This is a genomic window from Streptomyces sp. NPDC001002 (genome assembly GCF_053599215.1).
The window spans coordinates 1-23,398 of the sequence record NZ_JBSFLV010000079.1 but is presented as its reverse complement, the minus strand read 5'-3'; the positions used below and the strand labels follow the sequence as shown (position 1 = coordinate 23,398).

The 23,398-nt window shown below is 70.5% G+C and carries 19 protein-coding genes; 6 read left to right on the top strand and 13 right to left on the bottom strand.

The annotated features are described in order from the left end of the window. Positions 1-16: 16 nt before the first annotated feature. The 4 genes from ACWDR3_RS30325 to ACWDR3_RS30310 all read right to left on the bottom strand — a co-directional run bounded on the left by ACWDR3_RS30325 (position 17) and on the right by ACWDR3_RS30310 (position 3,354). Positions 17-523 carry a thioesterase family protein gene (locus tag ACWDR3_RS30325; protein ID WP_450355765.1) on the bottom strand — a complete coding sequence of 169 codons (507 nt, stop codon included), beginning with the start codon at positions 521-523 and terminating at the stop codon, positions 17-19. Further along, a complete protein-coding gene (locus ACWDR3_RS30320; protein WP_450355764.1) occupies positions 520-1,524 on the bottom strand; it encodes a 3-hydroxyacyl-CoA dehydrogenase NAD-binding domain-containing protein in 1,005 nt (334 codons plus the stop codon). Before ACWDR3_RS30320 ends, ACWDR3_RS30325 begins: the two co-directional genes overlap by 4 nt. Further along, entirely contained in the window at positions 1,521-2,402 is an 882-nt protein-coding gene (locus tag ACWDR3_RS30315; protein WP_450355763.1) for a 3-keto-5-aminohexanoate cleavage protein, read from the bottom strand. The genes ACWDR3_RS30320 and ACWDR3_RS30315 overlap by 4 nt, the downstream gene beginning before the upstream one ends. Positions 2,403-2,568: 166 nt before the next feature. After that, on the bottom strand, positions 2,569-3,354 hold the full coding sequence (locus tag ACWDR3_RS30310; protein ID WP_450355762.1) for an IclR family transcriptional regulator: 786 nt from the start codon (positions 3,352-3,354) through the stop codon (positions 2,569-2,571). Between the two features lie 275 nt (positions 3,355-3,629). Between ACWDR3_RS30310 and ACWDR3_RS30305 the strand changes: the two genes are divergently transcribed. Next, positions 3,630-4,235, top strand: a complete 606-nt coding sequence (locus ACWDR3_RS30305; RefSeq protein WP_450355761.1) for a GTP-binding protein — start codon at positions 3,630-3,632, stop codon at positions 4,233-4,235. A gap of 151 nt (positions 4,236-4,386) precedes the next feature. On the opposite strand, the gene glpK is transcribed toward ACWDR3_RS30305, so the two are convergent. From glpK to ACWDR3_RS30280, 5 genes are all read right to left on the bottom strand, one after another. Next, entirely contained in the window at positions 4,387-5,898 is a 1,512-nt protein-coding gene (glpK, locus tag ACWDR3_RS30300; protein ID WP_450355760.1) for a glycerol kinase GlpK, read from the bottom strand. Positions 5,899-6,075: 177 nt separating this feature from the next. Next, complete coding sequence (locus ACWDR3_RS30295) at positions 6,076-6,801, bottom strand: MIP/aquaporin family protein (protein ID WP_450355759.1); 726 nt, start codon at positions 6,799-6,801, stop codon at positions 6,076-6,078. Positions 6,802-7,198: 397 nt separating this feature from the next. Beyond that, entirely contained in the window at positions 7,199-8,851 is a 1,653-nt protein-coding gene (locus tag ACWDR3_RS30290; RefSeq protein ID WP_450355758.1) for an EAL domain-containing protein, read from the bottom strand. A gap of 374 nt (positions 8,852-9,225) precedes the next feature. After that, on the bottom strand, positions 9,226-10,416 hold the full coding sequence (locus ACWDR3_RS30285; RefSeq protein ID WP_450355757.1) for a lipid-transfer protein: 1,191 nt from the start codon (positions 10,414-10,416) through the stop codon (positions 9,226-9,228). Next, positions 10,413-10,838, bottom strand: a complete 426-nt coding sequence (locus ACWDR3_RS30280; protein WP_450355779.1) for a Zn-ribbon domain-containing OB-fold protein — start codon at positions 10,836-10,838, stop codon at positions 10,413-10,415. The genes ACWDR3_RS30285 and ACWDR3_RS30280 overlap by 4 nt, the downstream gene beginning before the upstream one ends. 244 nt (positions 10,839-11,082) lie before the next feature. On the opposite strand from ACWDR3_RS30280, the gene ACWDR3_RS30275 reads away from it, so the two are divergent. Next, positions 11,083-11,892 (top strand): M15 family metallopeptidase, encoded by an 810-nt coding sequence (locus ACWDR3_RS30275; RefSeq protein WP_450355756.1) that lies wholly within the window; start codon positions 11,083-11,085, stop codon positions 11,890-11,892. 47 nt (positions 11,893-11,939) lie between these two features. Next, positions 11,940-12,476, top strand: coding sequence for an NUDIX domain-containing protein (locus ACWDR3_RS30270; protein WP_450355755.1), 537 nt, complete (start codon positions 11,940-11,942; stop codon positions 12,474-12,476). 2 nt (positions 12,477-12,478) lie between these two features. Here the strand turns inward: ACWDR3_RS30270 and ACWDR3_RS30265 are convergent, their stop codons facing one another. Further along, positions 12,479-14,845: a glycoside hydrolase family 31 protein gene (locus tag ACWDR3_RS30265; protein ID WP_450355754.1), complete on the bottom strand. Its 2,367-nt coding sequence runs from the start codon at positions 14,843-14,845 to the stop codon at positions 12,479-12,481. Positions 14,846-15,058: 213 nt separating this feature from the next. Between ACWDR3_RS30265 and ACWDR3_RS30260 the strand changes: the two genes are divergently transcribed. Continuing rightward, positions 15,059-17,035 (top strand): acetoacetate--CoA ligase, encoded by a 1,977-nt coding sequence (locus ACWDR3_RS30260; RefSeq protein WP_450355753.1) that lies wholly within the window; start codon positions 15,059-15,061, stop codon positions 17,033-17,035. A 9-nt stretch (positions 17,036-17,044) separates the two neighbouring features. On the opposite strand, the gene ACWDR3_RS30255 is transcribed toward ACWDR3_RS30260, so the two are convergent. After that, positions 17,045-18,364 (bottom strand): aminotransferase class I/II-fold pyridoxal phosphate-dependent enzyme, encoded by a 1,320-nt coding sequence (locus ACWDR3_RS30255; protein WP_450355752.1) that lies wholly within the window; start codon positions 18,362-18,364, stop codon positions 17,045-17,047. Positions 18,365-18,418: 54 nt separating this feature from the next. On the opposite strand from ACWDR3_RS30255, the gene ACWDR3_RS30250 reads away from it, so the two are divergent. Beyond that, positions 18,419-19,684 (top strand): MFS transporter, encoded by a 1,266-nt coding sequence (locus tag ACWDR3_RS30250; RefSeq protein ID WP_450355751.1) that lies wholly within the window; start codon positions 18,419-18,421, stop codon positions 19,682-19,684. 22 nt (positions 19,685-19,706) lie between these two features. Continuing rightward, positions 19,707-20,600, top strand: a complete 894-nt coding sequence (locus tag ACWDR3_RS30245) for a hypothetical protein (RefSeq protein ID WP_450355750.1) — start codon at positions 19,707-19,709, stop codon at positions 20,598-20,600. 72 nt (positions 20,601-20,672) lie between these two features. Here ACWDR3_RS30245 and ptsP read toward each other — a convergent pair whose 3' ends face one another. Continuing rightward, the gene (gene ptsP, locus ACWDR3_RS30240; protein WP_450355749.1) at positions 20,673-22,343 is read right to left on the bottom strand and encodes a phosphoenolpyruvate--protein phosphotransferase; all 1,671 of its coding nucleotides are present in this window, start codon (positions 22,341-22,343) and stop codon (positions 20,673-20,675) included. A gap of 78 nt (positions 22,344-22,421) precedes the next feature. Continuing rightward, positions 22,422-22,871 carry a PTS sugar transporter subunit IIA gene (locus ACWDR3_RS30235; RefSeq protein ID WP_450355748.1) on the bottom strand — a complete coding sequence of 150 codons (450 nt, stop codon included), beginning with the start codon at positions 22,869-22,871 and terminating at the stop codon, positions 22,422-22,424. Positions 22,872-23,398: the final 527 nt, after the last annotated feature.

Genomic DNA, 23,398 nt, shown 5'->3' with positions numbered 1-23,398 from the left:
CGCGGACCGGGCTCGATCACCCCGGTCCGCGAGCCACCTGACCCTCCGGTCCCACCGGCGCCACGGAACGGCCGGCCCACCAAGGAGCCGATTCCGTAAGGGCGTTGAGCCGCTCAAGGACGGCATCGGGGAACGCGGACGCACGACCCGCCGCCTGATCCACATGGAGAGCGAGCAACTCCGTGGTGGCGACCGGCTCGGCATCCGCCGTCGGCTCGGCCGACGGGTCCGCGACGACGTACATCTCGTGCGTGACCCGCACCTTCTTCCCGGCCGCCCCCAACACCCGCGTACGCACGGCCAGTCGGGCCTCCACCGGCACATCCCGGAGATAGCGGACGTGCGCCTCGACCGTGTAGAGGGAGCAGCCGGTGCGCTCGCGATACGCCGGATCCAGCCCCACTCGCTCCACCAGTTCGTCCGTCGCGAAGCCGAAGACGAGGACGTAGAACGCCTCGCTCATATGCCCGTTGTAGTCGATCCACTCGGGCCGCACGGTCTCCCGGAACAGCGGCAGGCTCATCCGGCACCGTCCTCCCGAAGCCGCCCTGTCGCGCGCAGTACGGCGATGACGCCCCGGTCCCGTTCGGCGACCAGGTCGGCGATCGTACGGCCGTCGGCGGCGTCGTCGCAGCCGGCGACCACCGCGTCGTACAGCGCGCGGTCCAACTCCGGTGCCGCCAGGCGGGTCCACGGGGATTTGAGGGACGGGCCGAAGTGGTCCAGCATGTGGGCCATTCCGCCCTCGCCGCCGGCCAGCGCGAAGGTCAGCATCGGCCCCATGACCGCCCAACGCAGGCCCGGGCCCTCGGTGATGGACAGGTCTATGTCGCCGACGGTCGCCTCACCGTTCGCGACCATGTGCAACGCCTCCCGCCACAGGGCCTCCTGGAGACGGTTGGCGATGAACCCGGGCACCTCGCGGTCCATGGTGATGACGGACTTGCCCGCGACCTCGTAGAAACGGGACGCCCAGCGCACCGCGCTCTGCTCGGTCCGCTCACCGCCGACCACCTCGACGAGCGGGATGAGATACGGCGGGTTGAAGGGATGACCGACGACCAGCCGGCCGGGCGTGCCGGCTTCGGTCTGCATGTCCGTCATCGGGTAACCGGAGGTGGAGGAGGCGATGATCACCCCGGCTGGCGTCAACGCGTCGATCTCGGCGAGCAGTTCGCGCTTGAGGTCCAGCTTCTCGGGGGCGCTCTCCTGCACGAACTCCGCCCCGGCCAGGGCCTCTTCGAGCGTCGCCGTGGTGGTCAGGCGGTCCGGTGAGGCGTCGACGGCGAGACCGAGCTGCTCCAGCGCGGGCCAGGCAGCGTCGACCAGCCGCCGCAGGCGGACCTCGGCGTCGGGGGCCGGGTCCCACGCGGTGACGTCGTAGCCGCGCGCGAGGAAGTGGGCGACCCAGCCACCGCCGATCACTCCGGCGCCTACGCAGGCGACTTGGCGTACGTCTTCGGGGACGGACGGGGGCAGGGGAGTGGCGGCGGACGAGTGCGAGGGCGCGGCGGGATCCGTCACCGCTTCAGGCCCCACTTGAGCCGGGCCTCGTCCGGTGTCGCGACCCGCGCTCCGAGCGCCTCCACGATCGTCACCGCCCGCTCCACCAACTGCGCGTTGGTCGCCTTGACGCCCTTGCCGAGATAGAGGTTGTCCTCCAGGCCCACGCGCACGTGCCCTCCGAGCAGGATCGACTGCGCCACCCACGGCATCTGCATCCGGCCCAGCGCGAAGCTGGCCCACTGGGCGCCCTCCGGAAGGAAGTTGACCATCGACTGCAGCACACCGGGATCCGCGGGCGCGCCCCACGGCACGCCCATGCACAGCTGGAACACGGTCGGCTCGTCCAGCAGCCCCTCCGCCAGCAACTGCTTGGCGAACCACAGGTGTCCGGTGTCGAAGATCTCCAACTCGGGCCGCACGCGCAGTTCTTGGATCCGCCGAGCGCCCGCGCGCAGCATGTCCGGCGTGAAGACGTAAAGGCTGGACCCGTCACCGAAGTTGAGGGAACCGCAGTCCAGGGTGCAGATGTCCGGCAGCAGATCCTCGACGTGCGGAAGCCGTTCGAGGCCGCCGACGAGGTCCGTGCCGGGGAGGTGCCTCAGCGGTTCCTCGGGGTCTATCACCAGGTCGCCGCCCATGCCGGCGGTGAGGTTGATGACGACGTCGGTGCCGGTCTCCTTGATGCGCTCGACGACCTCGCGGTACAGGCGCGGATCACGCGAGGGCGCCCCGGTCTCGGGATCGCGTACGTGGATGTGGACCGCGGCGGCACCGGCCTCGGCGGCCTGCACGGCGGACGCGGCGATCTGTTCGGGGGTGACGGGCACGTGCGGGCTCTTGCGCACGGTGTCGCCGGCGCCGGTGAGGGCGCAGGTGATGATGACGTCCTGGTTCATGAGGCGCGGGTTCCTCTCTCTGCCGCTCACTTGGTGAACAACCGTCGCACCATACGAACATGCGGGGCGAGGAGCCGGACCGTCAAGACCGTGCCTCCGCGGACCGCCCGCGCCCGCCCGACCGTGCCTCCGCGCCCGCCCGACCGCGCCTTGCAAGTCCCGCGCCCTATACGGCCCGAGCCGCCCCCGCGATCTCGTCCGCCGCCGCCCGCGCGAGCACCCCGAGGTCCGCGAACCGCGATTCGGGCACCCGGTCCTTCGGCCCCCAGATGCTGACGATCGCGAACGGTCGCGCGCGGCTGCCGAGCACCGGCGCGGAGACCCCGTACAGATTCCGTTCCATCTCGCCGACGCAGACGCTGTATCCGCGCTCCCGTGTCTCCGCCAACTCGGCTGCCAGCCTGCCGCGTTCCGTGACCGTGGTGTCCGTGAACGCCGTGAGCGGCTCGGTCAGCAGGGACTCGGCCTCCTCCGGGGGCAGCCAGGCCAGCAGCGCCTTGCCCGTCGAGGTGGCATGCAACGGCACCTGCCGGCCGAGCCATTTGGCGCTCAGCACCACGGGTGGCGTCACCTCGTCGATGTACGTCAGGCCCAACTGCCGTACCACCGCGAGGTTCGCGGTCTCGCCGGTCTGTTCGCTGACCCGGCGCAGCGTGCCGTGGGCCCGGCGGATCAGTCCGTCGAAGCCGGCGACCGATGCCATCCGGGCCACCGAGAAGCCGACCGTGTAGCGGTTGCTGACCGGGCTGCGCTCCACCAGCCCGTGCTGCTCCAGCGTGGACAACAGCCGCCAGGCCGTGGCGCGGTTGATCCCGCACCGCGCCGCCAGGTTGGCCGCCGTGTCGCCGTCCGGCGAACTGTCGGCCGTCGCTTCCAGCAGTGTGATGGCCCGCTCCAGCGACTGGACGCGGCCCGCGGATCCGTCGCTGGGCCGGGGCTTCGACGTATGCATCGTGCTGGCTCCTGGTGATCGCTGGTCGCTTTCCGGTCTGCCTGACTGCCACCTCCACTTTCTCATCATCCGTGCGGCCACCGCGTGTTGTGAACATCCACGATGTCCTCGCCGGCAGGTACGGACCGGGCGTCGAAGCGGCGCGACCGATATGATCTGACCGATCGTCGACACCTCTCTGCGGCAAGTCGGCCACCCGCCTGCGGAGATGGTTCCGAACAGTGCGATCGGGGAGCCGGACGCAGACTCCCCCCACCCAGCAGGAGAAGAGAACGATGATGTTCGGGCGTACTGAGCGAGGCAAGCCGCCGGTCGAGCCGGTCACGCTCAAGATCCTGGTGGCCGGTGGCTTCGGCGTGGGCAAGACGACCCTCGTGGGCGCGGTCAGCGAGATCAGGCCGCTGCGCACGGAGGAGTTGCTCACCGAGGCGGGCCGGCCGATCGACGACACCAGCGGGGTGGAGGGCAAGCACACCACCACCGTGGCGATGGACTTCGGCCGCATCACGCTCCGCGAGAACCTGGTGCTGTACCTGTTCGGCACGCCCGGGCAGGAACGGTTCTGGTTCATGTGGGACGAGCTCTCCGAGGGCGCGCTCGGTGCCGTCGTGCTCGCCGACACGCGCCGCCTGGAGGACTGCTTCGCCGCCGTCGACTACTTCGAGCGGCGCTCCATACCCTTCGTCGTCGGCGTCAACTGCTTCGAGGGCAGCGCCCGTTACCCCGAGCAGTCCGTCCGCCAGGCCCTCGACCTCGACGAGGACGTGCCGCTCGTCCTGTGCGACGCGCGCGACCGTACGTCCGTCAAGGAGGTGCTGATCGGGGTCGTCCAGCACGCCATGGCGCTCGCCTCCGAGCGCCGCAAGTCGGTCACCACCTGACGCCGCCGCCCGCCGAGGCAGCCGTCACCCCTTGATCCACCACTCCTGACGCACGGGCACGGCCCGTACCCTCGCCGACCGGGGTACGGGCCGCAGCTCTGTCGGCAGGCACGCGCGCGTGTGTCCGGTCGCAACGCACGCGTGCGCGTGCCTAGTTGTCGCCGCCCTCCTCCCAGGCGAAGCTCTTCTCCACCGCCTTGCGCCAGTTGTGGTACTCGCGGTCGCGGACCGACGCCTCCATGGAGGGCGTCCACTCCACGTCCTTCTGCCAGTGGGCCTTGAGCTCGTCGAGGTCGTTCCACACGCCGGTGGCGAGCCCGGCCGCGTAGGCGGCGCCGAGGCAGGTCGTCTCGGAGACCTTGGGACGGACCACGGGTACGTCGAGCACGTCCGCCTGGTGCTGCATCAGGAGGTTGTTCTTGGTCATGCCGCCGTCCACCTTCAGGGTGGTGATGTGCACCCCGGAGTCCTGGTACATGGCGTCCACGACCTCACGGGTCTGCCAGCTCGTCGCCTCCAGCACGGCCCGGGCGAGGTGCGCCTTGGTGACGTACCGGGTCAGGCCCGTGATCACCCCGCGCGCGTCGGACCGCCAGTACGGCGCGAACAGGCCGGAGAACGCGGGCACGATGTAGGCGCCGCCGTTGTCGTCGACGCTCGCCGCCAGGGGCTCGATGTCGTCGGCGGCGCGGATGATGCCGAGCTGGTCGCGGAACCACTGGACGAGGGCGCCCGTGATGGCGATCGACCCCTCCAGGCAGTAGACCGCGGCCTCGTCGCCGATCTTGTAGCCCATCGTCGTCAGCAGGCCGTTCTTCGACGGCACCGGCCGGTTGCCGGTGTTGAGCAGCAGGAAACTGCCCGTGCCGTACGTGTTCTTGGCCGTGCCCACGTCGTAGCAGGCCTGTCCGAAGATGGCCGCCTGCTGGTCGCCTAGGGCCGAGGCGACGGGTACACCGGCCAGTTGGCCCACCGCGGTGCCGTAGGTCTCGGCCGAGGACCTGATCTCCGGGAGGATCGCCTCGGGGATGTTCATCGCGGCCAGGATGGACTGGTCCCACTGGAGGGTCTCCAGGTTCATCAGCATGGTGCGCCCGGCGTTGGTCACGTCGGTGACGTGTTTGCCGCCGTCGGTGCCGCCGGTGAGGTTCCAGATCAGCCAGGAGTCGATGGTCCCGAAGGCGATCTCGCCGTTCTCGGCGCGGGTCCGCAGGCCGGGCACGTTGTCGAGCAGCCAGGCCGCCTTGGGTCCGGCGAAGTAGGTGGCCAGGGGCAGGCCGGTCTGCTCGCGGAAACGGTCCTGCCCGTCCGTACCGCCGAGTTGCTCGCACAGGGCCGCGGTGCGCATGTCCTGCCAGACGATGGCGTTGTGCACGGGCTTGCCGGTCGCGCGGTCCCAAAGGACCGTGGTCTCGCGCTGGTTGGTGATGCCGAGCGCGCTGAGCTGGTCGGCGCGCAGCCCGGCCTTGGCGATCGCCCCGGCGACCACGGCCTGCACCTTCGACCAGATCTCGGTGGCGTCGTGCTCCACCCAGCCCGGCTTGGGGAAGATCTGGCGGTGTTCGCGCTGGTCGACGGCGACGATCGCGCCGTCCTGGTTGAAGACTATGCAGCGGCTGGAGGTCGTGCCCTGGTCGATGGCGGCGACGAACTTGTCCGTCATGACGTCCCCTTCGTCGTGTACTGCGGAAAGCTGCTCTGGAGGCTGGAGGCTGGAGGATCGGGAGGCGGCTGCGCGTGGCAGACGGCTGCGGGTGGGAGGACGGCTGTGGGTTCGGAGGACCGCGCGGCCCTCCGAACCGGATCAGAAAGCTCCCAAAGCTCGGAAAGCTCGGAAAGCTCAGAAAGCGACGTTGAAGATGAGCCCGGCGAGCGCTCCGCCGATCAGCGGTCCCACCACCGGGATCCACGAGTAACCCCAGTCCGAGGTGCCCTTGTTGGGGATCGGCAGCAGGGCGTGGACGATACGGGGGCCCAGGTCACGGGCCGGGTTGATGGCGTAGCCGGTCGGCCCGCCGAGGGACAGACCGATGCCGACCACCAGGAACGAGACGACCAGGACCGCCGTGCCGGACTCACCGAGCCCCTTCGTCAGCCCGAAGGCCAGGATGGGCAGAACCAGCGCGATGGTCGCGATGATCTCGGTGATGAGGTTCGCCACGGGATTGCGGATCGTCGGGGTGGTGGAGAAGATCCCGAGCGTCGGCTGCGCCATCTCCTCCTCGGCGTTCGCCTGGAACTGCGCGAGATAGACCAGCCAGCACAGGACCGCGCCGAGCATGGCGCCGACCATCTGCCCGGCTATGTAGAGCGGGACCTTGTCCCACTTCCCGGTGTCGATGGCGATGCCGATCGTCACCGCGGGATTGAGCTGCCCGCCGGACAGCGGGGCTGCGGTGTACGCGCCGGCCATCACGCCGAACCCCCAGCCGAAGGCGATGACGATCCAGCCGCCGTCCTTCGCCTTGGAGTAGTTCAGTACGACCGCGGCTACCACACCGGCGCCGAACAGGATCAGGATCGCGGTACCGATGACTTCGCCGAGAAAGATGTCTCCGTTGCTCATGGCGGCTCCTAGGACCTGGCCCGGGGGCCTGTCGACCCCGGTCCTGCGTGCAGGGTGCGTTTCCCATGGCGACTTCAGCCGAAGGCAGGGAAGAACCCGCGCCCCGCTCGGCGTCCGTGACGAGCGTGCCGTCCTGGCCGAAATCGCCCTGGCGAGTGGGCCTGTTGCTCAGGCGGGGCCCGCGGCGCAGTGCGTGGATACGCCGTGTATGTACGGCGATGTCGACCGACAACGGGAAGTGTTCACCGGCACCCAGAGAGCGTCAAGGTCGCGGACGGGAACGATGACAGGGGGAGAGGCGGCGGGTCCGCCCTGCGAGGGGGAGCTGACCTCCGCGGGGCCTCTGTCGGCCGAGAGGAGAGGGCAGCCCATACCGGACTCCGCCCGCCGAAGGGAGTCAGCCCCGCCCCGGCTCCGCCACCGCGCACCCCGTCTGCGCAGGCGCCGCCCCCGAGCCGCGCAGGATCTCGTGGCCGGGCAGTCCCGCTCGGCCCAGCACCCAACTCGCCCCGTACAGCGACTTCGCGGCCTGCTTCAGCGGTGCCAGGCAGGCGGCGGCCTGCCGGTGGTCGGCCACACTGCCCGGCGGGCACAGCACCGTGGCCAGCGACAACGTGACGGGACGCCCGCCGGCCGACCAGGGTGTGTCCAGCACCGAGACGGCCAGCGGATCCAGGCCCTGCGGGTCGGCGAGCACCAGGAAGTCGTCCCCGCCGATATGGCCCACCCGGGTGCTGCCGGACGCCGCGTGCTGCAACGCCCGCCCCACCGCCCGGATCAATTCGTCGCCCGCCGCGAACCCGGCCCCGTCGTTGACCTGCTTGAAGTGGTCGACATCCAGCCAACTCAGTGCGAACGTCCGCCCGTCCGCGATCCGCCGGTCCACCTCTCCGGTGATCGCGTCCGAACCGGGCAGCCGCGTCAGCGGATTGAGCCCGGCCGCCTCCTCGACCCGGCTCTCGGCCAACGCCCGTACGAGATCCGCGAGTCGTACGACGCCCAGGCACCGCCCGTAGTGGTCGACGACCGCCACGTCGTCCGACGTGCGGTCCCGGTCGCCCACGGCGAGCACGTCCAGGACCTCCCACGCGGTGGCGTCGACCCCCACCGTCCGCGGCGGATCACCCAGCTTCGCGGCGGGCCGGTCGGCGTAGAGCGCGTGTCCGTAGCGCCCCGACATCGACAGCAGGAAGCGCGAGCGGTGCACCGACCGCACCGGGACCCCGTTCCTGTCCACGAGCAGCACCCCGGACACCTCCGGCGAGCCGGTCAGCAGCGCCCGCACCTGACCGGCCGACGCGGTGGCCGGCAGCAGAGCCGCGGGCCGCACGAACTCCCGCACCGACGGACCCGACTTCGGCATCGCCACGGCGTCGGGCGGGCGGGGCGGAACGTATACGTCCGCGACCGGCAACCGGGACGGCGGCGCGAACAACTCGCCCTGGGCCAGCTGCGCACCGGCCGCCAGCGCCGCCGCGTACTGCCCTTCCGTCTCCACGCCCTCCACGGACAGCAGCGCGCCCAACTCCTCGCACAGCGTCCGCATCGCCCGCACCGCCGCGGGCCGCAGCAGCAGGGACGCGTCGAGCTTCACCAGGTCGGGCGCCATGTCGGTGAGCAGCCGCAGGGGTACGTCGCCGTCCCCGATGCCGTCCGCACTGATCCGGAAGCCCTGCTCACGCAAGGCGTCCACGGCCTCCAGGAGGGCCTGTTGGGGCACGTGTGTGTAGGGCGGCCCGATGTCGACGGTCACCTCCCAAGGCAGCCGTCCCGCCGCCCGCACGGCGTCGTGCAGCGGGGTGAGGCCACCGAGGTCGGCGAGCGTACCGGCGAACACGTTCACGTGCAGCGGCAGCAGCGTCTCCCGGCGCACGGCGGCCCGGACCGCCAACACGGCCAGCCTGCCGTCGAGTTCGGGATCCCGGCGGGCCTCGGCCAGGATGTCGCCGCTCTCCGGCCGGGCGAGTATCTCCAGCCCCGCGACCCCTCCGGTGGTCAGGTTGACCACCGGTTGGAAGGCGAAGCGGAGAGTATCCGTCCAGGAGCGCACGGCAGCATAATGACTCCACCGGCGCACGCCCAGGGCCAGTTCATAAGACGTTCACGCAGGATTCCGGGCAGGTCACACAGCGTGCGAGCGAGAGCTTCCACCGTCCGACGTGACCGTGTCCAAGCCGGTGGACACGGCCGACTCCCCGATCGCCGACACGGTGGACGCCTCGATCGCTGACGCGGCCGACACTCCGATCGCCGACGCGACTTGGTCCCAGATCGCCGACGCCGTCGACTGCCCGACCGTGGCTCCAGCCGACCCTCAGCCCGTGAACGAAGCCGAAGCGCCACCGCAGCCGAAGCGTCACCGCAGTCGAAGTGTCACCGCGGCCGACGCGACCTCCCAGCCGACGCGACCTCGCCGCCGACGCGTCACCGCACCGCGATCACCGCCGACCCATGCCCGAACAGCCCCTGGTTCGCAGTGATCCCCACCCGCGCTCCCGCGACCTGCCGATCTCCCGCCTCCTCCCGCAACTGCCGGACCAACTCACACACTTGGGCGATCGCCTGCGCCGGAACCGCCTCCCCAAAAGAGGCCAGCCCCCCGCTCACGTTCACCGGTATGCGCCCGCCGTGACTCGTGGCCCCTTCCCGGAGGAGCTTCGCGGCCTCGCCCTCCGCGCAGAGCCCCAGATCCTCGTACCACTGCAACTCCAGGGCGGTGGACAAGTCGTAGACCTCGGCGAGGGAAAGGTCCTCGGGGCCGATGCCCGCTTCCTCGTAGGCCGCGCGGGCGATCGACGCCCGGAACGTCTCCGCCGCCGGTTCCACCGCCACCGCGGAGTCCGTCGCGATGTCCGGCAGGTCAAGCACGGTGCTCGGGTAGGTCGGCGTCACCGTGGACACCGCCCGGATCCGCACCGGGTCCGCCCGCCCGTGCCGGCGCGCGAACTCCATGCCGGACAGCACCAGAGCCGCCCCGCCGTCCGAGGTAGCGCAGATGTCGAGCAGCCGGAGCGGATCGGCGACCACGGCCGAGGCGGCGACTTCGTCGGCGGTGACCCGCTTGCGGTAGCGGGCGTTCGGATTGAGCGCGCCCATCGCCGAGTTCTTCACCTTGACCTGCGCGAAGTCCTCCGGTGTGTCCCCGTGCACGGCCATCCGGCGACGGGCGTACAGCCCGAAGTACGTCGGATTGGTGGCGCCCAGGACCCGGAAGCGCAGCCAGTCCGGGTCGTCGGGCCGGTCACCGCCCGCCGGCCGGAAGAAACCCTTGGGCGCCGCGTCCGCGCCCACCACCAGGACGACGTCCGCCTGGCCCGAAAGGATCTGCGCCCGCGCGGTGTTGACGGCCTGCGCCCCCGACGCGCACGCCGCGTACACACTCGTCACCCGAGCCCCCTGCCAGCCCAGCGCCTTGGCGAAGGTCGCGCCGGCCACATATCCCGGATAGCCGCCACGCACCGTGTCCGCGCCGACGACCGAGCCGATGTCCCGCCAGTCGAGACCCGCGTCGGCGAGGGCCGCGCGCGCCGCCTTCACCCCGTACTCGACGAAGCTGTGTCCCCACTTGCCCCACGGGTGCATCCCCGCGCCCAGCACCGCCACCTCACCCGTCATGCCGTCACCCCCGTCGGCCGCCACTGCCAGGTCGTCCAGGTCGTCTCCGCGTCCTCATGGAGCACCCCCGGGACGACCTCCACCTCCATGCCCACCGTCAGTTCGGCGACGGTGACCCCGGGAGCCGCCTGTCCCAGCACCACGATCCGCTCGGCGGGCAGCTCTACCGCGATCAACGCATGCGGCTCCCACGGAAGTTCCGGGTTCGTCACATAGGGTGACGGAGGCCGGTACCGACTGTCGGTGTACGACCAGATCCACCCGTGCCGCGAGAGGGGGATCTCCACCAGTTCCCCGCCCTGACAGCCGGGATTGCGGCAGTGGATGTCCTCGCGAGGGAAGAAGACCGAGGCGCAGAGCGAGCAGCGCGTGCCGAGCAGCCGGAAACCGTCCCCTTCGCCGGCGAACCAACCCTCGACCACAGGCGTGCGTGTACGCGACACAATCCCTCCCCGGACAGTCATCTGACGGAGCGTCAGAAGTGTGTCATGGGCACGGGAAAATTGGAGGGCGTCGGACCGAACCGATCAGGCCCTCGCTGCGTCGTCGTACGGGAGGGACGGCCGGGGCCCACGGGGGTGGTTCCGGCCGTCCCTCGATCCATTCGGGGGGACCTGCACACGATCGCCACCCGCGCGGGACGTGAAGCTGATAGATGCAGGAGACATGACACGTCTCTCCAGTGCAGTACGCGGCCTGATCACCCTGCTGGCCGCCCTGCTGGCGGTGACCGCCGCCTCCGCCACCGCCCGGGCGACCACCGAGCCCAAGGCGCCGAACGACTTCGTGGCCCTCAGTACCGTGGATCCGACGATCATCCAGGAGATGCGCTACTTCACCGTCCACAACTTCGTGGGCGAGCGCATCGACGGCTACCGGCAGCCGATCTGCATCCTCACCCGCCCCGCCGCCGAAGCGCTGCACCGGGCCCAGACCCAACTGCGCAGCCAGGGCTACACCCTCAAGGTCTACGACTGCTACCGGCCCCAGCGCGCGGTGGACCACTTCGTCCGCTGGGCCGAGGATCTCGACGACCAGGCGATGAAGAGCGAGTTCTACCCGAACGTCGACAAGACCCGGCTGTTCGAGGACGGCTACATCGCGGCCAAGTCCGGCCACAGCCGCGGCTCGACCATGGACCTCACGATCGTGAAGCTGCCCGCGCGTCCCACCCGGCCCTACCACCCCGGAGAGCCGCTCGTACCCTGCTTCGCACCCCAGGACGAGCGCTTCCCGGACAACACGGTCGACATGGGAACAGGCTTCGACTGCTTCGACACTCTTGCTCACACCCTCGACCCACGCATCCAGGGCCAGCAACGCGCCAACCGGCTGCTCCTCAAGGGCACTTTGGAGAACCTCGGATTCGTGAACCTCGCCGAGGAGTGGTGGCACTACACGTTCAAGCCGGAGCCCTACCCGGACACCTATTTCGACTTCCCGGTGTCCTGGAAGTCCCTCATCAGCGGCGACTGAGCGTCCACCTGGAGACGCCCTTCCCCCGATCGGATACAGTCCGCCGCGTGTCCGAAACCCAAGCCTCCGCTTCCAACTCCGCGCCCGGCTCCCACTGTTCGAGCTGCGGAGCGCCCTTTGGGGAGGGCGTCTCCGGCTGGCCGCGCACCTGCCCGGCCTGCCGCACGGTCGCCTACCGCAACCCGCTGCCGGTCGCGATCGCGCTCCAGCCCGTGTACGACACCAAGGGCACGGCCCTGGTCGTCATCACCCGCACCATCGCCCCCGCGCGCGGCGGCATCGCGTTGCCCGGCGGTTACATAGACGACCGCGAGGACTGGCGGCAGGCCGTCGTGCGCGAGCTCAAGGAAGAGACCGGCATCGACGCGGCGATTCGCGAAGTGCGCCTGGTCGACGCCATGAGCTCGCCCGACGGCCACCTGCTGCTCTTCGGCCTGCTCCCGGAGCGCCCGGCCGAGGGCCTGCCGCAGTCCGCCGCCACGGACGAGACCGAGGGCTGGCACCTGCTGCGCCGGGCCGAGGAACTCGCCTTCCCGCTGCACACGTTGGGAGTACGGGCCTTCTTCGAGGGCCGGTACATCTGAGCTCAGCTCGTTCCGAGCCCACGCACGCGTACCGGATAGGGCGGCGCACCGGTGCCGGTCTCGCCCTCCCGCTCGACCACGAGGCGCCGGCCCTCCCAACGGGTCGTGTAGCGCTCCAGTTCCGGCTCGTCCCAGCCGTCGCCCGCGTCCGCCACCACCAGCCCACCGCCGGTACGCCCCTGGGCGGGCGCCCACACCTCCAGCTCAAGACCGCCGTCGTCCCCGCGCACGGGGACGACGGCACCAGCTCGCGCGAGGACCGGAATGCGCGACAAGGGAGCGTCGACGAGCACCTGCCCGGGCCCCTCGTACGCCTGCTCCGTGACGGTGTCGTACCAGCGCCCCCTAGGCAGCTGCACCGCCCGCCGGTCCGCGCCCGGATCCAGCACCGGTGCCACCAACAGGCAGTCGCCCAGCAGGAACGCGTCCTCGCAGTCGCGCAGCGCGCGGTCCTCGGGCGCACCCCACCACAGCGGCCGCACGTAGGGCGCTCCCGTGCGCCGGGCCAGATGCGCCAGCGTCACGAAGTACGGCAGCAGCCGCCGGCGTTCGACGAGCGCCACGCGCGCGTGCTCCAGCACCTCGGCGCCGAACTCCCAGGGCTCCCGCCGGCCCGCCCGCAGACTCGCGTGCGTGCGGAACAGCGGCAGATACGCGCCGAGTTGGAACCACCGCAGATACAGCTCCGGCGAGGGACTCCCGTCGAAGCCGCCGACATCAGGGCCGGAGTACGGCACACCGCACAGTCCGAGCCCCATGACCAGCGACAGCGAGGCCCGCAGTCCGGGCCAGCCCGTCGCCACATCGCCGGACCAGGTGCCCCCGTAGCGCTGCGTGCCGGCCCACCCGGACCGCGAGAAGACGAACGGCCGCTCCTGGGGCGCCAGTTCGCGCAGACCCTCGTAGCCGGCCCGGGCCATGCACAGGGCGTAGACGTTGTGCGCCTCGCGATGGTCCCCGCCGCGGCCCTCCAGGGAGTGCCTCGCCGATCGCGGCAGAGTCGACTCCCCGAAGGCGGCGAACGAGGTGGGTTCGTTCATGTCGTGCCAGAAACCGGCGAATCCCTGCGCGAGCCGCTCCTCGTAGAGACGGCCCCACCACTCACGCACACGCGCGTGCGTGAAGTCCGGGAAGACCGACTCGCCGGGCCACACCACACCGCGCACCGGCCGCCCCAGGGCGTCCCGCACGAAGGCGTCCTCGGCCGTCCCGCTGTCGTACACCGCGTTGCCCGGCGCGGCTCGCACCCCCGGGTCGACGATGGACACCAGCCGGATCCCGGACCGCCGCAGGTCCTCCGCCAGCACCGACAACTTGGGGAAGCGCTCACGGTCGACGGTGAACACCTGGTGCTCGTCGTAGTGGTCGATGTCCAGATGGACGGCGTCGAGCGGCAACTCGCGTTCCTGATAGCCCGCGACGATCCGCCGTACCTCCTGCTCGCTGCCGAAGCCCCAGCGTGCGTGATGGTGCCCCAGCGCCCACGCGGGCGGCAGCGCGGGCGCACCCGTCAACGACGCCCAGGCGAGCAGCACGCGCGCGGGGGTGCCGACCATCACCCAGCAGCGCAACGGACCGCCGTCCATCCGCAGTTCGCTCGACCCCGCCCGGTCGTGCCCGGAACCGGCCCCCTCCTCGCCCTCCCGCAGCGTCACCGTGCCGTCCCACGAGGAGTCGTGGAACACCAGGTGCGTGGCCGCGTCCGCCACCACCAGCTGCACCGGCATCGTGACGTACAGCGGATCGTCACCGGGACCGAAGGGACGGCCCGGATCGGTGTTCCACAGGCGGTACGTCCCGTCCCGCAGCCGCGGCCCCGAGGCCCGCCCGCCGAGCCCGAAGAACCGCGCGTCCGAAGCCACCTCCGAACGCTGCATCCACCGCGCGACACCCCCGCCGACCGGCTCCCACCACCGCGGCGGAAGATCCCGGCGCAGGACCACACCCCCCGGCGTCTGCACCTCGACCGCTCCGTGCCGTGAGACGACGACTGTCATTCGTTCCGCGACGACCCGCCAGCCGCCGTCCTTGTCGGGCTCCAGGAGCGCGCGAGGGTCCGGCTCGGGGCAGCGGCCGGCCAGCGCGTACGAAGGCTCGGGACCGGCCCCGTCCCAGGCCCAGAAGACCACCCCGTTGGCGGCGACCACGATCCGCAGCTCGGAGCGGGTGAACCGGATGACCCCGCCGCCCGGACCGGGCTCCACCTCCCGCACCACCCCGGGCACCCGCGCCCGTTCGGCGCCTCGCGGCGGCAGTGCGGCGGCGTCAGCGCGCTGCCTGCGCCAGGCCGCCGTCACGGTACGCAACCTCTGGCCCGCTCCCGTGGAGCCGACCGCCTTCACCGAACGCACCAGGTCACGACCGTTCATGCTGCTCACCCTGCCATTCACCGCTCCACGCACGCGTACCGTTCAACTTGCGTTCACCCGTGCCCGGGCAACATCTTCACGACGCGGACCGCGTGGGGCGCACCCTGGTGTAGAAGTGGATCACATGGCATCGTCCGTGTCAGCCGCGTCCCGCGCACACCCGAGCCCGTGCGCGGCCGACGCACACGACGCGCACAGTCCGGGAGCCGCCCCATGTCGATCGTGAACCCCCAGCCGCTCTGGCAGCCAGACCCGGAGCGCATCGCCGACGCCCAGGTCACCAAGTTCCAGGCCTGGGCGGCCGAGCAGCACGGCGCCCCGGCCGAGGGCGGCTACCCGGCGCTGCACCGCTGGTCCGTCGACGAGCTGGACACCTTCTGGAAAGCCGTCGTGGAGTGGTTCGACGTACGGTTCTCGACGCCGTACGCGCGCGTACTGGGCGACCGCTCGATGCCGGGCGCCCAGTGGTTCCCCGGAGCGACCCTCAACTACGCCGAGCACGCCCTGCGCGCGAGCGCCACCCGCGCGGACGAACCCGCCCTTCTCCATGTCGACGAGACCCACGAACCGAGCCCGGTCACCTGGGCGGAGCTGCGCCGCCAGGTCGGCTCCCTGGCCGCTGAACTGCGCGCCCTCGGCGTACGTCCCGGCGACCGCGTCAGTGGCTATCTCCCGAACGTTCCGCAGGCCGTCGTCGCCTTCCTCGCCACGGCCGCCGTGGGAGGCGTCTGGACGTCCTGTGCACCCGATTTCGGCGCCCGCAGCGTCCTCGACCGCTTCCAGCAGGTGGAGCCGGTCGTCCTGTTCACCGTCGACGGCTACCGCTACGGCGGCAAGGAACACGACCGCCGCGAGATCGTCGCCGAACTGCGCAGCGAACTGCCCGCGCTGCGTGCCGTGGTCCACATCCCGCTGCTCGGCACGGACGCTCCCGAGGGCGCCCTGGAGTGGTCGGCGCTGACGAGCGGGGACGTGGAGCCCGTCTTCGAGCAGGTGCCCTTCGAGCACCCCCTGTGGGTGCTCTACTCCTCGGGCACGACCGGCCTCCCCAAGGCCATCGTCCAGTCCCAGGGCGGCATCCTGATCGAGCACCTCAAGCAGCTCGGCCTGCACTGTGACCTCGGGCCGGAGGACCGTTTCTTCTGGTACACGTCGACCGGCTGGATGATGTGGAACTTCCTCGTCTCCGGCCTCCTCACCGGCACCACGATCGTGCTCTACGACGGCAGCCCAGGGTTCCCGGACACCGGCGCCCAGTGGCGCATCGCCGAACGCACCGGAGCCACCCTCTACGGCACCTCGGCGGCCTACGTCATGGCCTGCCGCAAGGCCGGCGTGCACCCCGCGCGCGAGTTCGACCTCTCCAAGGTCAAGTGTGTCGCCACCACGGGATCACCGCTGCCGCCCGACGGATTCCGCTGGCTGCACGACGAGTTCGCGGCGAGCGGGGCCGACCTGTACATGGCGTCCGTGAGCGGCGGCACGGACGTCTGCTCGTGCTTCGCGGGAGCCGTACCGACCCTCCCGGTGTACATCGGCGAGCTCCAGGCACCCGGTCTGGGCACCGACCTGCAGTCCTGGGACCCGAGCGGGAACCCCTTGGTCGACGAGGTCGGCGAGCTCGTCGTCACCAACCCCATGCCGTCGATGCCCATCTACTTCTGGAACGACCCCGACGGCAGCCGTTACCACGACAGTTACTTCGACACCTATCCCGGCGTGTGGCGCCACGGCGACTGGATCACCGTCACCTCGCGTGGCTCGGTCGTCATCCACGGCCGCTCCGACTCGACCCTCAACCGTCAGGGCGTGCGCATGGGTTCGGCGGACATCTACGAAGCCGTCGAGCGCCTGCCCGAGATCAAGGAATCCCTCGTCATCGGCATCGAACAGCCCGACGGCGGCTACTGGATGCCCCTCTTCGTGCACCTGGCGCCCGGTGCGACCCTCGACGAGGCACTCCTGGGCCGGATCAAGCAGACCATCCGCGAACAGCTCTCCCCGCGCCACGTCCCGGACGAGGTCATCGAAGTCCCGGGCATCCCGCACACCTTGACCGGCAAGCGCATCGAGGTCCCGGTCAAACGCCTCCTCCAGGGCACCCCGTTGGAGAAGGCGGTCAACCCGGGCTCCATCGACAACCTCGACCTGCTGCACTACTACGAGGACCTCGCCCGCAAGCGCGCCTGACACAGCCGGTCAACCCCCGTAGGTGGCCTCGGACTCACCCAGCACGGCCGCGAAGTCCGAGGCCAGCCGCGCCGCGTCGACCGGCTCCAGCTCGGCCACGGAGATCCGCACCGCAGGCCCCGAGGCCAGCCGGAACCGCGCCCCCGACGCGACCCACCACCCGTACGACCGCAGCCCGTTCACCACGTCCGACTCGTCCCGCACGGGCACCCACACGTTCATCCCGCTCACCCCGTGCGCCGCGATCCCACGAAAGCCGAACTCCCCAAGGAGCGCGGTACGGCGTTCCTCGTACGCCTCCTGGGCGCGAGCCACCAACGCGCGCGTGCCGTCATCGGTCAGCAACCCGAACACGGTCTCCTGGAGCAGATGACTGACCCAGCCGGACGTCAACAACATGCGCCCGTCGTGCCGGGCCAGCGTGGTCGTGTCGCACGCTGCCGCCGCCCACCGCAGGTCGGTCCCCAGGAACTTGCTCACCGTCCGCACATGCACCCACCGCGGCAGTCCGCCGGCGGTCAACGTGCGCAAGGGCGCACCGGCCACGGCGGACGCGTGATCGTTCTCGACGACCAGCACATCGGGCGCGTCCCGGAGCACCTCGACCAACCCGTCCCGCCGAGCCACCGAGAAGCAGCCGCCGTACGGGTTCTGCGCCCGCGGACTGCACACCAACGCGCGCGCACCCGCGCACAGCGCACTGTCCAACGCCTCAGGGCGCACGCCTTCGTCGTCCACTGCCACCGGGACGATACGCAGCCCGAGGGCCGTGACCAGGTCCAACAGGTGGTGATATCCGGGGTCTTCCATGGCCACGGCGTCCCCCGGACGCAGCTCCACGGAGAGCAGCCGCCCGATCAGATCCAGCGCCCCATGCGCGAACGTCACGTGCTCCACGGGCACACCGTCGGGCCGGATCCACTCACGCACCGCCTCTTCCAGCCGCGCCAACCTGGGCGCGGCACGGTGTGATCGAGCACCGGGGGAGAGGCGTGACGGCGGTACGAGAGCGGGAAGCAGCGCGGGGTCTGGATGCCCGCCGGACAGATCCCGTAGCCCCTCCGGAACCTTGGGCGGTCGCCGTGATGCCACGGCGGGCTCCGCTGCCACCACGGTCCCGCCCCGCCCGCGCGTGACGACGATCCCGCGCTGCCGCAGCTCCTTGTAGGCCGTCGCGACCGTTCCGGGACTGACCCCGAGATCGTCCGCCAGCCGCCGCACCGGAGGCAGCGCGGCTCCCGGGCCCAACGTGCCCTGCGCAACGCCCCGTTCGACGGACGCGGCAATCCCCTTGGCCGTCGTACCACTGATCGCATATTGTGTTGCCACGTTGCCAAGTATGTATCAGTACATAACTGGAAGCAAGGGGGAGCAGTGCATCCGATGCGCCGCGCAGCCGCATGGTCGAGCCGGATACCCGGAGGGCGCGACGGGCGCAGGATGCTCGCCATCGCCCTCGTCGACCGCATCGGCAGCGGCCTGTGGGCCTCCGTCTCCGTCCTCTACTTCACCTACGTCTCGCACCTCTCGATCGCCCAGGTGGGCACCCTCGCCGCGAGCGCCGGAGCCATCGGCATCGCCGGCGCACCGCTGGGCGGCCGCCTCGCCGACCGCTTCCCGATCACCCGCATCCTGATCACCGTCCAACTCCTGCGCGCGCTCGCCTCCTTCGCCCTCCTCACCACCCACGAGTACGCCCTGCTGCTCGCCTACTCCGCCGTCGGCAGCCTCGGCGACCGCGCCGCGAACATCCTCACCAGGCTCTACGCCACCCGCGTCGCAGGCCCCGACCGCGTCCGCTACCAGGCCTTCCACCGCACCGTCGCCAACGCCGGCTGGGCCCTCGGCGGCCTCACCGCCGCGGCTGCTCTCGCCCTCGGCACCACCACCGCGTACCAATGGCTCCTCACCGGCGACGCCCTGTCCTTCCTCGGTTCCGCCCTCCTCACCCTGCGCTGCGGCGAACCCCGGCCCACCTCCCGCACGGTCGCCACCTCGAAGAACCCACCACCCACCACCAAACCGACCAACCCCTGGCGCGACCGCACCTACCTCGTCTACGTCGCCTCCGAGACCGTCCTCTTCCTCGACGATGCCGTCTTCAAGGTCGGCCTGCCCCTGTGGATCGCCCACGCCTCCAACGCACCGCACGGCCTCGCGCCCCTGCTGCTGGTCCTCAACAACGTGATGGTGGTGGCACTCCAGGTCCCACTGGCCAGATTCGGCACCACCACAGCCGCCGCACGCACCTTGCTCGTCCCCGTGTCGATCGCCTTCGCCCTGGGCGGAGCGGCCATGGCGCTCTCGGCCACCGGCGGGGTCGTCACGGGCACCCTGCTCCTCACCGCCGCGGCAGTCGCCTTCACCATGGCCGAGATGCTGCACGCCACCGTCTCGTGGGAACTCTCCGTCGCCCTCGCCCCCACCACCGCACAGGGCGCCTACCTCGGCGTCCACGGTCTCGCCCAGTCCGCCCAACGCAGCATCGGACCACTCGCCGTGACCGCGGCCATCGCCACCGGTCCGCTCGGCTGGACCACTTTCGGCGCCGCCATCGCCCTGACCAGCCTGTTCCAGCACCGCCTGGTCCGCGAACCCCTCGCTCGGACGCCGTTGTCAGTGCCGCCGGTTACTGTGAGTGAGCATTGATCGACCGCGCACAGGGGGAAACATGGCGCACCAGGACCACCAGACGATGCGACGCGTTCTGCGTCGCGAAATCGCGGGCACCATCGGCCTGCTGACCGACGAGTACGACTTCCGCGCCATGCGGCGCTACCGCACCTTCACCTTCGACGACCACACCACCTACCTGCGGCAGGTGGAAGCACTCCTCAAAGCCCGCGCCTCCCAGGGCAGCCACACCACCGTCGCCCTCTTCGACCCACAGGAGTACGCCGACTTCTGCACCGAAGCCGGCCTGGACCCCGACGACCCGTACAGCCGCACCCGCTTCACCGCCGAACTGGCCACAACGGGCCCGAGCCTGCCCTACGACGGACAGGCCCTGGCCGACCTCGTCCCCGCCCTCGTAGACGAAGCCGTCCGCCAGGCCACCTGGGAGTACGCGTCCACACTCCTCGCCCGCCTCGGCCCCTGCGCCTCCTGCGGCGAGGACATCGGCCGCGCCGCCTTCACCCGCGCCTCCGGACTCCTCGTCCGCATCCTCGACACAGCACCGCCGGGCAACCGCCAACTCGTCTGCAGCGTCTCGGCGACCCCGGAAACCCTCGTCTCTGTCCTGCACGTCGACCAGGACGACGACGGTGCCACTGAACTCGACGAAGCCGAGGCCCTGGAGTTCACCACCGTCCTGGCCCTCGGCATCGCCACCCAGAGCCCCGGAGGACTCGTCATGCGCACCAGCGCCCCCGGGACCGTCGACCGTGTCTACGGCTGGCGCCTACGGGGAGAAGGCCTCCAACCCCTCACCGCAGGCGAGGTCTTCAACGCCTACTGCACCGACATCGAGTCCGGAGACCTGATCTCCCCGGAATCCGACGTCGACTACTGCCTGCCGCCCGACCTCGGTGACGAGCAACAGCCACCGGGCCACCACCACTGACGAAAACCCAAGGGGCGCCCCACCCGAAGGTGGAGCGCCCCTGAAGACCGGCCGACGAGCGAGCCGTCCCGACTACTCGCCGGACAGGACCGCCTGAGCCGCGTCGCGTGCCTCCTCGGCACTGTCCGCTGCCCGGGCCGCCGCAGCGGCACGCTCGCACTGGGCCAGCGTGTACTTCGCCAGCGTTGTACGGACATAGGGAATCGACGCCGCACCCATGGAGAGGGAGGTGACACCCAGACCGGTCAGCACACACGCGAGCAACGGGTCGGACGCGGCCTCACCGCAGACCCCACAGCTCTTGCCCTCGGCCCTCGCCGCCTCCGCGGACAGCGCGACCAGGTCGAGAAGCGCGGGCTGCCAAGGATCCTGCAGCCGGGACACCGCGCCCACCTGCCGGTCCGCCGCGAACGTGTACTGCGCGAGGTCGTTGGTGCCCAGCGACAGGAACTCGACCTCCTGCAGGATCGACCGCGCCCGCAAAGCGGCGGACGGGATCTCCACCATCGCGCCGAACTTCGCCCGCAGACCCGCCGCACGGCACGCGTCGGCGAACGCCTTGGCGTCGGCACGGTCGGCCACCATCGGCGCCATGACCTCCAGGTAGACCGGGAGACCCTCGGCCGCCTGCGCGAGCGCCGTCAGCTGGGTGTTCAGCACATCGGGGTGCTCCAGCAGGGAACGCAGCCCCCGCACGCCCAGCGCGGGGTTCGGCTCGTCGGCCGGAGTGAGGAAGTCCAGCGGCTTGTCCGCGCCCGCGTCCAGCACGCGTACGACGACCCGGCCCTCCGGGAACGCCTCCAGCACCTGCCGGTAGGCCTCGACCTGCTTCTCCGCCGACGGGGCGTTCTTGCTGTCGTCCAGGAAGAGGAACTCCGTGCGGAACAGACCGACACCCTCGGCCCCGGCCTCGACAGCGGCCGGCACGTCCGCGGGACCGCCGACATTGGCAAGCAGCGGCACCTTGTGCCCGTCTGAGGTCGCACCCGGTCCGGTCGAGGCGGACAACGCCGCCTTGCGCTCGGCCGCCGCGGCCTCCAACTGCGCCTTCTTCTCGACACTGGGGTTCACGAAGATCTCGCCGGTGCTCCCGTCGACGGCGACCAGCGTCCCCTCGGCGAGCTCACCGGCGCCCGGCAATGCCACCACGGCCGGCACACCGAGCGCCCGCGCCAGAATCGCGCTGTGACTGGTCGGCCCACCCTCCTCGGTGACGAAACCGAGGACGAGCGTCGGGTCAAGGAGAGCGGTATCGGCAGGCGCGAGATCCCGAGCGATGAGCACATACGGCTCGTCACTGTCCGGGACACCCGGCATCGGAACCCCGAGCAACCGGGCGACGATACGATTCCGCACGTCGTCGAGGTCGGCCACCCGACCGGCGAGATACTCACCGGCGTTCGCTAGCAGGGCGCGGTAGGCCGCGAACGCGTCGTAGACAGCGCGCTCGGCCGTACTCCCGACGGCGATACGCCGCTCGACGTCCGCCATCAGCTCGGGATCCTGGGCCATCATGGCCTGCGCCTCAAGCACTGCCTGGGCTTCTCCGCCCGCCAGATTGCCGCGCGCCATCAGATCGGCCGCCACCGCGTCCACGGCCTGCCGGGCGCGCCCCTGCTCACGCTCCGCGTCCTCCGGCGAAATCTGCTTGGCAGGCGGCTCCAACACCGCCGTTCCCATGTGCCGAACCTCGCCGATCGCCACACCGTGGCTCACGCCGACGCCTCGCAGCGTTGTCTCCATCTCACCCGTCTCCGATAGTGCGGCGGGTCCCGCCGCCGCGATGGTTGTCCTATGTGCCGCCGTACGACGGCACAGGTGTCACTGCCAGACGAAGAGACTGTCGCCGGCCTTCACGTCGCCGGTGTCACGCAGTTCGGAGAGCGCCTCGGCGGTGGCCTCCAGCGCCACGACGGGGCACACCGGCGACTTGCCGGAGGCCTCGACAGCGGCCGGGTTCCACCGTACGACGCTCTGTCCGCGGGTCACGGTGTCGCCCTTGTTCACGAGCAACTCGAAGCCCTCGCCGTTGAACTGGACGGTGTCGATGCCGAGGTGGGTGAGCACGCCGTGGCCGTTCTCGTCGACGACGACGAACGCGTGCGGGTGCAGAGAGACGATCACGCCGTCCACGGGCGCAACGGCCTCGGAAGGCTCACGCACGGGATCGATCGCTGTGCCCGGGCCGACCATGGCCCCGGAGAAGACCGGATCCGGCACTTCGGCCAGTCCGATGGCGCGTCCTGCAAGAGGGGACGTCACGGTGGTCATGGGGAGCCTCCCGGGGGCGGAGATACATACGGGTCGTCACTGCCTGTACCGGACAGCACACTGAGCAGCAGCGTATGTCATATGAAGTGCGGGTTCCGCACGAAAGGTACCAGTTAGTGGTCTAGACCACTAACTCTAATCGATTTGCAAGCCGTTCCGAGCCCCATGTACAGTCGTACTCCTGCCTGAGGCCGGGCGACGCTACCAAGCGCCCTAGCCTGGCAGCATCCAACTTGTCAGATCCTATCTCGGGGTCACCTTCCGCATGCCTGCAGGACGGTGGTCAGGGGGACGGAAAAACACTGATAGAGTTTGGAACACGGAAAGCGAAGCGCCCGGAGGAAAGCCCCAGAGAACGTTCTGCGGGTGAGTACAAAGGAAACGGCCGTTCCTTGAGAACTCAACAGCGTGCCAAAAGTCAACGCCAGATATGTTGATACCCCGTCTCCGGTCATCACGACCGGGGCGTGGTTCCTTTGAAGAACAAAACACAGCGAGGACGCTGTGAACGGTCGGGCTTATTCCGC

Coding starts and splice junctions, on each gene's coding strand:
- ACWDR3_RS30325 (WP_450355765.1), bottom strand. CDS start 523: ATGAGCCTGCCGCTGTTCCGGGAGACCGTGCGGCCCGAGTGGATCGAC.
- ptsP (WP_450355749.1), bottom strand. CDS start 22,343: ATGGAGACAACGCTGCGAGGCGTCGGCGTGAGCCACGGTGTGGCGATC.
- ACWDR3_RS30245 (WP_450355750.1), top strand. CDS start 19,707: ATGGCGCACCAGGACCACCAGACGATGCGACGCGTTCTGCGTCGCGAA.
- ACWDR3_RS30310 (WP_450355762.1), bottom strand. CDS start 3,354: ATGCATACGTCGAAGCCCCGGCCCAGCGACGGATCCGCGGGCCGCGTC.
- ACWDR3_RS30235 (WP_450355748.1), bottom strand. CDS start 22,871: ATGACCACCGTGACGTCCCCTCTTGCAGGACGCGCCATCGGACTGGCC.
- ACWDR3_RS30260 (WP_450355753.1), top strand. CDS start 15,059: ATGTCGATCGTGAACCCCCAGCCGCTCTGGCAGCCAGACCCGGAGCGC.
- ACWDR3_RS30315 (WP_450355763.1), bottom strand. CDS start 2,402: ATGAACCAGGACGTCATCATCACCTGCGCCCTCACCGGCGCCGGCGAC.
- ACWDR3_RS30305 (WP_450355761.1), top strand. CDS start 3,630: ATGATGTTCGGGCGTACTGAGCGAGGCAAGCCGCCGGTCGAGCCGGTC.
- ACWDR3_RS30285 (WP_450355757.1), bottom strand. CDS start 10,416: ATGACGGGTGAGGTGGCGGTGCTGGGCGCGGGGATGCACCCGTGGGGC.
- ACWDR3_RS30250 (WP_450355751.1), top strand. CDS start 18,419: ATGCGCCGCGCAGCCGCATGGTCGAGCCGGATACCCGGAGGGCGCGAC.
- ACWDR3_RS30265 (WP_450355754.1), bottom strand. CDS start 14,845: ATGAACGGTCGTGACCTGGTGCGTTCGGTGAAGGCGGTCGGCTCCACG.
- ACWDR3_RS30295 (WP_450355759.1), bottom strand. CDS start 6,801: ATGAGCAACGGAGACATCTTTCTCGGCGAAGTCATCGGTACCGCGATC.
- glpK (WP_450355760.1), bottom strand. CDS start 5,898: ATGACGGACAAGTTCGTCGCCGCCATCGACCAGGGCACGACCTCCAGC.
- ACWDR3_RS30275 (WP_450355756.1), top strand. CDS start 11,083: ATGACACGTCTCTCCAGTGCAGTACGCGGCCTGATCACCCTGCTGGCC.